7 protein-coding genes are annotated in these 13445 nt (G+C 71.7%); all 7 read right to left on the reverse strand.

All coding sequences use genetic code 11. The annotated features are described in order from the left end of the window. Positions 1–60: 60 nt before the first annotated feature. Positions 61–1098: a dTDP-glucose 4,6-dehydratase gene (gene rfbB, locus H8R17_RS05370; protein ID WP_187821967.1), complete on the reverse strand. Its 1038-nt coding sequence runs from the start codon at positions 1096–1098 to the stop codon at positions 61–63. Next, positions 1095–2162 carry a glucose-1-phosphate thymidylyltransferase gene (locus H8R17_RS05375; RefSeq protein ID WP_187821968.1) on the reverse strand — a complete coding sequence of 356 codons (1068 nt, stop codon included), beginning with the start codon at positions 2160–2162 and terminating at the stop codon, positions 1095–1097. The genes rfbB and H8R17_RS05375 overlap by 4 nt, the downstream gene beginning before the upstream one ends. A 235-nt stretch (positions 2163–2397) precedes the next feature. Then, the gene (locus H8R17_RS05380) at positions 2398–7035 is read right to left on the reverse strand and encodes an Rne/Rng family ribonuclease (RefSeq protein WP_187821969.1); all 4638 of its coding nucleotides are present in this window, start codon (positions 7033–7035) and stop codon (positions 2398–2400) included. Between the two features lie 260 nt (positions 7036–7295). Beyond that, positions 7296–8078 carry a TIGR03936 family radical SAM-associated protein gene (locus tag H8R17_RS05385; RefSeq protein WP_187821970.1) on the reverse strand — a complete coding sequence of 261 codons (783 nt, stop codon included), beginning with the start codon at positions 8076–8078 and terminating at the stop codon, positions 7296–7298. 142 nt (positions 8079–8220) lie between these two features. Further along, entirely contained in the window at positions 8221–9408 is a 1188-nt protein-coding gene (locus H8R17_RS05390; RefSeq protein WP_187821971.1) for a hypothetical protein, read from the reverse strand. Positions 9409–9638: 230 nt separating this feature from the next. Continuing rightward, positions 9639–11594, reverse strand: a complete 1956-nt coding sequence (locus tag H8R17_RS05395) for a TIGR03960 family B12-binding radical SAM protein (RefSeq protein ID WP_187821972.1) — start codon at positions 11592–11594, stop codon at positions 9639–9641. 104 nt (positions 11595–11698) lie between these two features. Further along, complete coding sequence (locus H8R17_RS05400) at positions 11699–13228, reverse strand: CYTH and CHAD domain-containing protein (RefSeq protein WP_187821973.1); 1530 nt, start codon at positions 13226–13228, stop codon at positions 11699–11701. Positions 13229–13445: the final 217 nt, after the last annotated feature.

The raw sequence follows: 13445 nt of genomic DNA on the forward strand, positions 1-13445 counted from the left end.
GCGCGGAACGCCTGAACGGGCCCGGGGCGGACCCGGGCCCGGAGAGGCGGGCGGCGCGCGTCAGTCAAGAGCAGCGCGCTCCTTGAGCGGTTCCCACCAGGCGCGGTTGTCGCGGTACCACTGCACGGTCTCGGCAAGACCTTCACGAAAGTCCTTGCGCGGCTCGTAGCCGAGCTCCTCGCGGATCTTCGTGCAGTCGACGGAGTAGCGGCGGTCGTGACCCTTGCGGTCCTCGACGTACTCGACGCTGGTCTCCCAGTCGGCGCCGCACGCCTCGAGCAGCAGTCCCGTGAGCTCCTTGTTGGAGAGTTCGGTGCCGCCGCCGATGTTGTAGACCTCGCCCGCGCGTCCCTTGGTGCGGACCAGTTCGATGCCCTGGACGTGGTCGTCGATGTGCAGCCAGTCGCGGACGTTGCCGCCGTCGCCGTACAGCGGGACCTTCTTGCCGTCGAGGAGGTTGGTCACGAAGAGCGGGATGACCTTCTCGGGGAAGTGGTGGTGCCCGTAGTTGTTGGAGCAGCGGGTGACGCGGACGTCCAGGCCGTGGGTGCGGTGGTACGACAGCGCGATCAGGTCGCTGGAGGCCTTCGCCGAGGAGTACGGCGAGTTGGGCTCCAGCGGGTGGGTCTCGGGCCAGGAGCCCTCGTCGATCGAGCCGTAGACCTCGTCGGTGGAGATGTGCACGAAGGTCTTGACGCCGGCCTGGTGCGCCGCGTCGATGAGCGTGTGCGTGCCGACCACGTTCGTGCGGACGAACTCGGCGCCGCCGTCGATGGAGCGGTCCACATGCGACTCGGCGGCGAAGTGCACGACCTGGTCGTGCTCGGCCATCAGCTTGCCGACGAGCGTGGGGTCGCAGATGTCGCCCTGCACGAAGGCGAAGTCCGGGTGGGCGCGCACCACGTCGAGGTTGGCCGGGTTGCCCGCGTACGTCAGCTTGTCCAGGACCGTGACCGCGACGTCACCGGGGCCCTGCGGGCCGAGCAGCGTACGGACGTAGTGCGAGCCGATGAAGCCGGCGCCGCCGGTCACCAGGATCCGGGTCGGCTGGGCGGGAGAAGTCCGGGCCGGGTGGGCGGGAGAGGAAGGGGCCGTCATGAAGAGATCTGCACCTTGCTGTGATCACCGAGCACGAGCCGGTGGGCCTTCGGGTTACGGGGAGCGGGCGTCACCTCGACGTCCCGCCCGATGAGCGAGGCCTCGACCCTCCGCACTCCGGTCACCGACGAACCACGCAGCACGATGGAGTACTCGATCTCGCTGTCCTGGATCCGGCAGTCCTCGGAGACGGAGGTGAAGGGGCCCACGTACGAGTCGTTGACCACCGTACCGCTGCCGATGACGGCGGGGCCGACGACCCGGCTGCCGCTGACGCGGGCGCCCTCCTCGATCCGGACCCGGCCGATGATCTCGCTGGCCTCGTCCACCGTGCCCGCGGTCAGCGGCTGCACGGTCTCCAGGACGGAGCGGTTGACCTCCAGCATGTCGGTGACGTTGCCGGTGTCCTTCCAGTAGCCGGAGATCGTGGTGGAGCGGACGTCGCGCTTCCCGTCGATCAGCCACTGAATGGCGTGCGTGATCTCCAGCTCCCCGCGCCAGGACGGCTCGATGGAGCGGACTGCCTCGTGGATGGCCGGGGTGAACAGATAGACGCCGACGAGCGCGAGATCGCTCTTCGGCTCCTTCGGCTTCTCCTCCAGGCCGACCACCCTGCCGTCGCCGTCGAGCTCCGCGACGCCGAAGGAGGTGGGATTGGGAACCCTGGTCAGCAGGATCTGCGCGTCGGGCCGCTCGGTGCGGAACTCCTCCACCAGGCCGGTGATGCCGCCGACGATGAAGTTGTCGCCGAGGTACATGACGAAGTCGTCGTCACCGAGGAAGTCCTGGGCGATGAGTACGGCGTGGGCGAGGCCGAGCGGTGCTTCCTGCGGGATGTACGTGACCTTGGTCCCGAAGCGGGAGCCGTCACCCACCGCCTCGCGGATCTCGTCCGCGGTGTCGCCGACGACGATCCCGACCTCCGCGATCCCGGCTTCCGCGATCGCTTCCAGGCCGTAGAAGAGGACGGGCTTGTTGGCGACGGGCACCAGCTGCTTGGCCGACGTGTGGGTGATCGGACGGAGGCGGGTGCCCGCTCCCCCAGAGAGCACGAGAGCCTTCACGTACTGTCTCCCATTACTGTGAACATTCGGGAAGAAAATCCCAATTTGTCGGAATTTAGAGTCAATCTCGGCTCAATCATAACCCCCTCATCAGACACTGATTCACGCCTCGTTCACTGAATCGACTCCAGTGTGACGGCCCTCGGTGGCCGATGTCACATCAGGGAAAGGACAGACCCGCCCCCGGTAGCACCGGGGGCGGGTCATGTTCTTCGTCCGAAGACCTGAAGAGGCGTCAGTCCTCGTCGGTGGAAGCCGAGACGGAGGACACCGTCTGCTCAGCGGCCGCGGTCTTCTTCGAAGTCGACTTCTTCGCCGCCTTCTTGGTCGTGGTCTTCTTCGCGGCCGTCTTCTTGGCAGCCGTCTTCTTGGCAGCCGTCTTCTTCGCGGCGGTCTTCTTGGTGGCGGCCTTCTTCGCCGTGGCCTTCTTGGCCGTCTTACGGGCCGTCTTCTTGGCCGGAGCGGCCTCCTCGGCCGCCGCGGCTTCGGCGGTCCCGGTGACTTCGGCGACATCGGTGGTCGCCTCCGCCTCGCCGGTCGGGGCCGCCGGGACGACCACGACGGCCGCCTCCTCGGAAGCGGTGGACGCGGTGGGCTTGCGTACGGCACGGCGCCGCGGGCGGGCCGGGGCCGCGCTCTCGGCGGGCGCCTCCGCGGCCGCAGTGGCCTCGGCCGGCGCCGCCGCCTCCTCGGCCTGCAGCGGCTCGGCAGCCGGTGCCGCCGTCGTCGAGGCCGTCTCGGGAACCGTCACCACGGCCGCCTCCGCCCCGGCGGGCGAACCGGCCGGCGCGGTCACCTTACGGGTGGCCCGGCGGCGCGTCCGCTTGGGCGCGGCCTCCTCAGGGGCGGGGGCCTCGACGACCGGGTCCTCGACGGCCACCGGCTCGGCGTGCGCCGCGGCGGCCGGCTCCGGCTGCACCGGACGCCTGGCCTCCTCCGCGGCGGTCACGTCCTGAGCGGTCGGCACCTCGGGTGCCTCGACGACGTCGGCCTTCTTCGCGGCCTTCGTCTTCGGGGCGGCCTCGGCCTTGGGCGCGGCCTCCGCGTTCGGCGCACCGGCCGGAGCCGACACCCGACGGCTCACCCGGCGCCGGCCACGTCCGCGCGTGGCCGCGGCCTCCGCCTCGGCGGCGCTGCTGTACAGCTCCTCGTCGGGCGCGAAGGCCGGCTCGGGCAGCGCCGCGGGCGCCGCGGGCGCCGCGGCCTCGGCGGCGACCTCGGCCTCGGTCTCCGCCTCCTGCTCGGCGGTCGGTACGGCGGCGACCGCCTCGTGCTCGTGCGGCTGCTCGGCGGCACCGGCCCGCGCCCGCTTACGGCGCTTGCCGCCGCCCCCGGTGGACGCCGCCTGGTCCAGGTGGACGATGACACCGCGCCCGTTGCAGTGGACGCAGGTCTCGGAGAACGACTCCAGCAGCCCCTGCCCGACCCGCTTGCGGGTCATCTGCACGAGCCCCAGCGAGGTCACCTCGGCGACCTGGTGCTTCGTACGGTCCCGGCCCAGGCACTCCAGCAGCCGCCGCAGCACCAGGTCCCGGTTGGACTCCAGCACCATGTCGATGAAGTCGATCACGATGATGCCGCCGAGGTCGCGCAGCCGCAGCTGGCGCACGATCTCCTCGGCCGCCTCCAGGTTGTTCCTGGTGACCGTCTCCTCGAGGTTGCCGCCCTGGCCGGTGAACTTGCCGGTGTTGACGTCGATGACGACCATCGCCTCGGTCCGGTCGATCACCAGCGAACCGCCGCTGGGCAGCCAGACCTTGCGGTCCAGCGCCTTGGCGAGCTGCTCGTCGATCCGGTACGTCGCGAAGACGTCGACCTCGCTCGTCCACTTCTGCAGCCGGTCGGCGAGATCGGGGGCGACGTGGGCGACGTACCCGTGGATGGTCTCCCACGCGTCGCCACCGCTCACGATGACCTTGGAGAAGTCCTCGTTGAAGATGTCCCGCACGACCCGGACGGTCATGTCCGGCTCGCCGTACAGCAGCGACGGGGCGTTCGAGCTGCCGCCGTTCTTGGACTTCTTCCGGATGTCCTCCCACTGCCCCTGCAGCCGCTCGACGTCCCGGCGCAGCTCGTCCTCGGTCGCGCCCTCCGCGGCGGTACGGACGATGACACCCGCGTCCTCGGGGACGATCTTCTTGAGGATGGTCTTCAGCCGGGCCCGCTCGGTGTCGGGCAGCTTGCGGCTGATACCGGTCATCGAGCCCTCGGGGACGTACACGAGGTAGCGGCCGGGCAGGGAGACCTGGCTGGTGAGCCGCGCGCCCTTGTGCCCGATCGGGTCCTTGGTGACCTGGACGAGGACCGACTGGCCCGACTTCAGGGCGGACTCGATACGGCGCGGGCCGTTGGCCATGCCCAGCGCCTCGAAGTTGACCTCACCGGCGTACAGGACGGCATTCCTGCCCTTGCCGATGTCGATGAAGGCGGCCTCCATCGACGGCAGCACGTTCTGCACCTTGCCGAGGTAGACGTTGCCGACGTACGAGACCGCCTGCTCCTTGTTGACGTAGTGCTCGACGAGCACGCCGTCCTCCAGGACGCCGATCTGCGTACGGTCGCCGTTCTGCCGGACGACCATCACGCGCTCGACGGCCTCGCGCCGGGCGAGGAACTCGGCCTCGGTGATGATCGGCACGCGCCGACGGCCCTGCTCACGGCCTTCCCTGCGGCGCTGCTTCTTCGCCTCCAGGCGGGTCGACCCCTTGATCGACTGCACCTCGTCGGACGGCTCCGCCTTCGGGCGGGGCTCGCGGACCTTGACGACGGTGCGCTCGGGGTCGTCGGGGGTGGGCTCGGTCTCGGGGGCCGTGTCACCGGCGCGGCGACGCCGGCGACGGCGGCGACGGCTGCTGCTGGAGCCGTTCCCGGCGCCCGCGGCCTCCTCGCGGTCCTCGCCCTCGTCGGCGTCCTCCTCGACCTGCTCGGCGGTGTCCTCGGCGTCCTGCGCTGGGGCGACCTGCTCGGCCTCGGCGTCCCCGGGCTCCCCGGCCTCGCCCTCGGCGGCCTCGCCACGACGACGCCTACGGCCGCCCCGGCGCCGACGGCGCCGCGACCCGGCGCCCTCGGCCTCGTCCTCTGCGGTCTCGCCCTCGGCCTGCTCCTCGGCCTCCTCCGTCTCGTCCTCGACGACGGTCTCGGCGGCGGCCGGGGTCTCGGGCTCCTCGCCGTGACCGCCCCCGCGACGCCGACGGCGCCGCCGCGACCCGGTGGGCTCGGCGGGCTCGGTGGACCCGGTGGAATGGGTGGGCTGCTCCGCCGGGAGCTCCTCGATCTCCTCGGCCTCGGTGTCGGCGGTCCCGGAAGCTGCCTCGGCGGCGGCCCGCTCCGGCGTCTGGAACTTCGGCTCGGTGAACACGGGCGGCTGGAACACGGCCACGGCGGGCCGCACCGGCCGCACCGGCACCTCGGCCTCACCGGCCGCCGGCGCAGCGTCCCGCGCGGGCGCGGCAAACCCGGTGGCGGCCTTACGGACCACCCGACGCCGGCCACGACGCGGCGCAGCTTCCTCGACACCGGCCGACGCGGACTCGGCGGCGGCCTTGCCTGCGGGCGCCTGCCCGGAGTCCTCGGCGGACGCCTGAGCGGCGGGAACCTGCGCGGGGGCAGGCTGCGCGGTCTCGGCGGCGGATTCGGCAGCGGTCTGGGCGGCGGCTTCGACCGCGGGGTTCTGGCTCACGGGGGCCTCGGTCTCCTCGGCGGGAGCCTTGGCCACGGCACCCTCGGTCTCGTCGGCGGCCTCGGCGGCCGGGCCGACCTGGACGGACTCACCGGCATCACCGGCAGCCGCAGGCGCCCCCACGGGCGCAGACTCGCGACGCGTGGCACGACGCCGGGTGCGCCGCGGAGCAGCGGGGGCCTCGGCGCACTCGCTCTCGCTCTCGTCGGCGGCCGGGGCGATCTGGACGGACTCACCGGCATCACCGGCAGCCACGGACGCCTCCTCGGGCGCGGACACGCGTCGTGTGGCACGACGCCGGGTGCGCCGCGGAGCAGCCGCCTCTTCGACGGCCTCCGCGCGCTCGGCACCGGCAGCCGCTGCGCCGCTCTCGGTCGGCTCGGCAGCGCCGGGCGTCTCGGCAGCCGTAGCGCCCTCGGCCGGCGTCGATACGGCAGTCTCAGCGGCCGAGCCGACCTCGGCGGACGCCGGAGCCGCGGCGGGCGACGACACGCGCCGCACGGCACGACGCCGGGCACGGCGCGGAGCAGCGGGCACCTCGGCGCTCTCGGCGGCCTGGGTACTTTCGGCGGCCTCTGCGCCCTCACCGGACGCGGCAGACGCAGCGCCCTCGCCGGTCTCCGCGGCACCGCTCCCCGCCCCGCTCACCTCGGCGGCAGCCGGAGCGGCGGCGGTCGTAGCCGGGACGACGGTCTCGGCCGCCTCTGCCGGGGCCGCAGACCCGGCGGGCGCGGACGCGCGGCGAACGGCGCGCCGGCGCGTACGACGGGCGGGCGCGGCCTCCTCGGCAACGGCGGAAACGGCGGAAACGGAGGCGGGCTCCACAGCCTCCACCGCCTGCTTCTCTTCGGCCTCTGCGGTTTCTTCGACCTCTCCGGCCTCCGCAGTTTCTTCCGTTTCTTCCGTTTCTTTCTCGGTAGCCTCGGTCACTACGACCTCAGGGGCCCCGGTGGTCTCATCGGTCCCGGCGTCCGCCACAGCCACCGCCGACTCCTCGGCCTGCACGGCTTCCGCGAGGTCGGTGGACTCGGCGGCCGGTATGGCCGGCGTGACGCTCTCGGCCGGGGCGTCGGAGGCGGTGGTGGCCGGCGGCCCCGCGGGGCGGGACGCGGCGCGGCGCCGCCGGCGCGGCGGCAGGGTGTCGCTGGGGGTGTTCGGTTCGGAACCCTGAGTGGGTTCGGTCGGTTCGAGCATGCGGGGGTTTCTCCCGTCAGGCTCCCGGGCGCCGCACCTGGTCCGGCTGTGCCGGTGACGTCCGCGGCTCGCGCGATGCGCGGTGTCCGCCGTCCGGGGCGCGGGCGCCGCACGGGAGCTCTCTGTGTCCTGTCTCGCCGGTTCCGTACGCCGAATGCGTACGGCCTGGCGAAAGTCTTCTGGTCGGTGCGCTGCCCGACCCAGGTGGCTCCCGAGTTCGAGGGCGGCGCTTCGACGTACGTCCCTACGCGGAACCTTCCTTACGCCGGCGCCGTCGCGGCGGCGGCCGGGGCGGCCGTCGTGAGGGCCTTGGCCGCCTCGCGGTCGGGCGCGAGCGGGTCGGTCACCGTGCCGGTCTCTTCATCGAACAGCCCCTGCGCCAGCCTGGTCACCGCTGCGGGGACCGGCGGCGCCAGGTCGGCCACGGCGCGGAGACCGGACAGGACGTCGTCGGGTCGTACGGCAGGCGTCACGTGCCGAACAACCAGCCGCAGTATCGCACAGGGCTGGTCGGTCGGCCTATCAGCCTGCGAACTGTGCGTTTCTGTTCCGTCGAGGCTCTCCAGGCTCACGACGGCGGACCGGGCGTCGAAGGTACGGACGCCGTTCTTGGTCTTGCGCTGCACATCGACGGTGCCGGCCGCGGTGAAGGCCGCGACCGCGCGCCCGGCGTCGGCCGGGTTCACACCGTCCAGCCGCAGCTCCCACACGGAGGCCGTCAGCCGGTCGGCGAGCCCGGAGGTCCGGGCTTCCACCGCGTCGACGATGTCGAGCCCGGCGGGCAGCGACTCGTCGAGCAGCACACGCAGCTGCTCCGGGTCGCGGGGTTCGGTGAGCGCGATCTCCAGGTACTCCGCCTCACTGCCCGTGCCGGTGGGTGCGGCATTGGCGTACGACACCTTCGGGTGCGGTGTGAACCCCGCCGAGTACGCCATCGGCACCTCGGCACGGCGCAGCGCACGCTCGAAGGCGCGCTGGAAGTCACGGTGACTGGTGAACCGGAGGCGGCCGCGCTTGGTGTAGCGCAGTCGGATGCGCTGCACCGCCGGTGCGGGCGGCGGGCCTTCGGGCTGTCGCTTGCCCAGGGGAACTTCTCCTTGTGTACGGCGGTCGGTCCGGGCGCCACCCCACCTGCGCGGAAGCCGTACCGGCTGCCGCCCGATCGACGTCGTGCGGTCCGTCGGCTCACTCCCGCATCGGCGGGGACATCTCGTGCCCGGTCCTTTGCTCTAGGGTACGCGTCTTCTCCAACGGAAGTTCCCGTCCGGCCACGACCTGCACCTTCTTCGGCTCACCGAACAGCATCCGGCGCAGATCGGCGCGGGCCTGCCGTACGGAATCCCGGACGGAGTCCCCGGCGGAGGCCAGCGCCTGCCGGGTGGCCCGTCCCACGGCCCGCGCGGCCTCGGCGGCGGGCCGCAGCACCGTGTCGCGCACCACGTGCCCGACCGGCGTCAGCACATTCCGGTACACCCACCGCACCGGTTCCACGAAGATCCACCGGAAGAGGGTCGCGAAGAACCGCCCGGCGGCGAGCGAGATGTGCCCGGCGATCCGCCAGGCGTGCCCGAGCGCGTCCCCGACCTCCCGCCCGACGACGGCGAGGACAAGCCCGAGGGGAGCGAGGCCCCACCGCCACAGGCCGAGCGCGGGCAGCACGACCAGCACCCGCACGATCCAGTACAGGCCGACCCCGATCCCGGTCACGCCCATGCGCACGAGCCACACAAGCCCGCTCACACACCAGGCGACGGCCCGCCCGACGGGCGCGAGAACCCACTCGTACACCCACACCGCCGGTACGACGACCAGAAACCGCACCAGCCACGCCACGGCCGTGTACACCCCGGCCCCGACCGCCGCGAGCACGGCCCCGACCCCCTTGAGCACCCACATCCCCGCACGCCCGAGGGGCGTCAGCACACGCGCGTACACCCACCCGAGCCCGGCCCCCACACCCCGCGCGACCCACGCCACCCCGGCTGCCACGCGCCGCGCCACCCACGCGAGCCCCTGCCCAACAGGCGTCAGCACACTCCGGTAGAACCACACCACCGGCACCACGACCAGCACATTCCCCAGCCACCCCACCCTCTTGGTGACCGGCACCATCACATAACGCCAAAGCCCCACGACCGGCCAGACGAACACGACCCGCCCCGCCCACCCGAGCACCCACGCCAACGCCCGCCCCACCGGCCGGAACACAGCATCGTTCAGAAACCGCCCACCCACCACAAGCGCGTCCCACACCACCCGCACCGGCACGACCAGCACCAGCACGACGATCCGCACCGGCACCCGGACGGCCACCGCGAGACACCCCTCGGCCTCCCCCGCCGGCGCGCCGCCCCCGGCCTTCTCCATGTCCATACAGCCGTAGACGCTCCCGAACCCCGTCCGGATCCAGCCACCCGACCAATACCGGGAGGGGTCCCCGCCCGGACGACGTTAGAAGTGGACCGCCAGGAGAGAGGCGTTCAACGAGCGCAATGCCGGGGGATATCCCCATGCCGTCGGAAGCCGTACCCCTCCAAATCGCCGCCGATCAGCTGGTGCCTCGGCCTCTTTCGCAGCCACCCTGTTCCTGCTCCTCGCCCGCGTCAGCCGGCCGCAGGCTTCTTGACCGTCAGCGGCAGCAACTTCTTCCCGGTCGGACCGATTTGTATGGCCGTATCCATCTGCGGGCACACCCCGCAATCGAAGCACGGGGTCCAGCGGCAGTCCTCGACCTCTGTTTCGTCGAGGGCGTCCTGCCAGTCCTCCCAGAGCCAGTCCTTGTCCAGGCCCGAGTCCAGGTGGTCCCAGGGGAGGACCTCCTCGTAGGTGCGCTCGCGGGTGGTGTACCAGTCGACGTCGACGCCGTAGGGGGCGAGGGCCTTGTCGGCGCACTGCATCCAGCGGTCGTAGGAGAAGTGCTCGCGCCAGCCGTCGAAGCGGCCGCCGTCGTCGTAGACGGCGCGGATGACGGCGCCGATGCGGCGGTCGCCGCGGGAGAGGAGGCCCTCGACGATGCCGGGCTTGCCGTCGTGGTAGCGGAAGCCGATGGAGCGGCCGTACTTCTTGTCGCCGCGGATCTTGTCGCGGAGCTTGGCCAGGCGGGCGTCCGTCTCCTCGGCCGACAGCTGCGGGGCCCACTGGAAGGGGGTGTGCGGCTTGGGGACGAAGCCGCCGATCGAGACCGTGCAGCGGATGTCGTTCGAGCGGGAGACCTCGCGGCCCTTCGCGATCACCTTCGTCGCCATGTCGGCGATCTGGAGGACGTCCTCGTCGGTCTCCGTGGGCAGGCCGCACATGAAGTACAGCTTCACCTGGCGCCAGCCGTTGCCGTACGCTGTCGCGACCGTGCGGATCAGGTCGTCCTCCGAGACCATCTTGTTGATGACCTTGCGGATGCGCTCGCTACCGCCCTCGGGGGCGAACGTGAGGCCCGACCTGCGGCCGTTCCTCGTCAGCTCGTTCGCCAGGTCGATGTTGAAGGCGTCGACGCGGGTGGAGGGGAGCGAGAGGCCGATCTTGTCGTCCTCGTAGCGGTCCGCCAGGCCCTTGGCGATGTCGCCGATCTCCGAGTGGTCCGCCGAGGAGAGGGACAGCAGGCCCACCTCCTCGAAGCCCGTCGCCTTCAGGCCCTTGTCGACCATGTCGCCGATGCCGGTGATCGAGCGCTCGCGGACCGGGCGCGTGATCATGCCCGCCTGGCAGAAGCGGCAGCCGCGCGTGCAGCCGCGGAAGATCTCGACCGACATGCGCTCGTGGACCGTCTCCGCGAGCGGCACCAGCGGCTGCTTCGGGTACGGCCACTCGTCGAGGTCCATGACGGTGTGCTTGGACACCCGCCACGGGACGCCGCTCCGGTTCGGTACGACGCGGGCGATCCGGCCGTCCGGCAGGTACTCGACGTCGTAGAAGCCGGGGACGTACACGCCGCCCGTCTTCGCGAGCCGGAACAGCAGCTCCTCGCGGCCGCCCGGGCGGTCCTCCGCCTTCCAGGCGCGGATGATCCCCGTGATCTCCAGGACCGCCTGTTCGCCGTCGCCGATCACTGCGCAGTCGATGAAGTCGGCGATCGGCTCGGGGTTGAACGCGGCGTGGCCGCCGGCCAGGACGATCGGGTGGTCCACGGTCCGGTCCTTGGACTCCAGCGGGATGCCCGCGAGGTCCAGCGCCGCGAGCATGTTCGTGTAGCCGAGCTCCGTGGAGAAGGACAGGCCGAGCACGTCGAACGCCTTGACCGGGCGGTGGCTGTCCACCGTGAACTGCGGGACGCCGTGCTCCCGCATCAGCGCCTCCAGGTCCGGCCACACGCTGTAGGTGCGCTCGGCGAGGACGCCCTCCTGCTCGTTCAGCACCTCGTAGAGGATCATGACGCCCTGGTTGGGCAGCCCGACCTCGTACGCGTCGGGATACATCAGTGACCAGCGGACGTCGCAGGAGTTCCAGTCCTTGACCGTGGAGTTGAGCTCTCCGCCGACGTACTGGATCGGCTTCTGCACATGCGGGAGCAGAGCTTCGAGCTGCGGAAACACAGAAACAGCAGACTCGGCGGCTTCGGCAGGCATCTCACGGACCTTCGTGTGCTGACGGGGGTGACCATCTAGCCTAACGCGGCCACGGACATCCCCCGCACGCCCGAACCAGCAGCCCCGCCACCAGCGGCCCCGCCCTAGACCAGCGGACCCTCCTTGATCCCGGCCCAGTTCCCCGGCAGCCGCGCCTCGTCGTCGGCCGCGCGCCGCTCCTCCCGGCCGTACAGCACCCCGTACGTGAAGGAGCTCTCCCTCGCCGCGTGCGCCTGCCGTGCCAGGTCCCGAAGGGCCTCGCGGGTCATCACGCTGTCCTGGTGGTCCCCGAGAAGCCCCTGCAGCGACTTCATCGACCGCATCAGCCCGGCCGCCGGTTCCCCGAGCACCTTTACGGCCGCCTCGGCCGCGTACCGGGTCCGCTTGGCCTTCTTCCGCGCCTCGTGCAGCGCGAAGTCGCGGTCCTGGCCGGGCGGCAGGGTGAGGGCCTGCTCCACCAGCCCGGCCAGCCGCGCGAACTCCCTGCGCACGGCCGCGCCGATCACCTTCTCCGGCCTGCCCGCGGCGGCCTTCGACAGCGGCGGGTCGGCGACCAGCGCGTCCAGCGTGTCGAGCAGCTGCAGATACCTTTTTCCGTCCAGTACGGCGATCAGTCGGCGCCGGGAGCCGCCGCGGCGGGCGTGGGACCAGGTGCGCAGGCGGGTGCGGACGGGGCCGGTGACCAGGGTGCGGGGCAGTTCGTCCAGGGCTGCGGTGAGGCGGTCTATGAGCACCTCCTGGTCGCGGTCGACGCCCAGCTCGCCCGCGAGCCACTTCAGCTCCTCGCCGATCGGGTCGGTCACGGTCCGCTCGAGGACCCTGCCGTACGAGCGGAAGGCGCTGCGCAATCGGCGGGTGGCGACGCGCATGCGGTGCACGGAGTCGTACTCGTCGCGCCGTACGGCGGGGTCGAGCGAGACGATCGCGTCCCGCTGGGCGCGGACGTAGGCGAGGACGTGATCGCCGGCGGTGGCGGGGCCGGTCTCTGCGGGCTTCGGGGCGGGCTTCCCCTTGGCCTTCTTATTCCTGGCCTTCTTGGGGGCCGTCTCCTCCAGCGCTCTGGCCAGTTTCGATGCCGAGGCCGAGGGGCGGACGCCGGCCTTGCGCAGCCGCTTGTCGACCTTGTCGAGGAACGCCGGGTCCGTGCCGTCGGCGAGTTCGATCTCGATCTCGGTCCACTGGGTGCCGGTGCCGTCGCCGGTGAGGCGTTCGGCGCGTACGGCGTCCACGCTGGCCTCGGCGAGGAGGGTGCCGTCGGCGTCGACGAGGTGGCGTACGTCGCGGTCGGAGCGGAGGCGGACGAGCGGGAGGAGCTCGGTGTCCCGGACGCGGGAGCGGATGAGGCCGGCGAGGCTGCGGGGCAGGGTGTCGGAGAGCGGGGCGTGGATCTCGTCCCGGACGCCCGGGCCGACCGGGAACTTCAGATGCCAGCCGGCGTCGGTTCCGCCGGTCCGGCGGCGCAGGGTGATGGCGGCAGCGGCAAGGCGCTGATCAGCGGTGTCGTAGTACGTCGCATCGAGTTGTGCGACTCCCTTGTCGATGACGGCCGCGACACCGGCGACGCCGGTCAGGTCGGGCAGGCCGCTCAGTTCGGACTCGTACTTCCGCTCGATCTCGCGCTTCGTGTCCGCCATGGCCCGAATCTAATCGCGACCGGGACGATATGACAGGGCATATGAAAGGTGAATTCCACCCGAACACGCGGCAATTGGTCACGGAGGGTGCGCAATCCGAGGCCACAGGGTGACCGTCGGCGCCATTGAGGTTTCCTGATGGGCGACCGTTGGCCGGTGCCGCCGGAGGGTGCGCTCGCCGGCGCTGGCGGGGTGCCTCCCAGGCCCTTGAGGCACT

The organism is Streptomyces sp. TRM68367 (assembly GCF_014495685.1).
Lineage (GTDB): Bacteria > Actinomycetota > Actinomycetes > Streptomycetales > Streptomycetaceae > Streptomyces.

Excerpts from the sequence above, each read along its gene's own strand:
- H8R17_RS05395 (WP_187821972.1), bottom strand. The coding sequence starts at position 11,594 with ATGCCTGCCGAAGCCGCCGAGTCTGCTGTTTCTGTGTTTCCGCAGCTC.
- H8R17_RS05400 (WP_187821973.1), bottom strand. The coding sequence starts at position 13,228 with ATGGCGGACACGAAGCGCGAGATCGAGCGGAAGTACGAGTCCGAACTG.
- H8R17_RS05390 (WP_187821971.1), bottom strand. The coding sequence starts at position 9,408 with ATGGACATGGAGAAGGCCGGGGGCGGCGCGCCGGCGGGGGAGGCCGAG.
- H8R17_RS05380 (WP_187821969.1), bottom strand. The coding sequence starts at position 7,035 with ATGCTCGAACCGACCGAACCCACTCAGGGTTCCGAACCGAACACCCCC.
- rfbB (WP_187821967.1), bottom strand. The coding sequence starts at position 1,098 with ATGACGGCCCCTTCCTCTCCCGCCCACCCGGCCCGGACTTCTCCCGCC.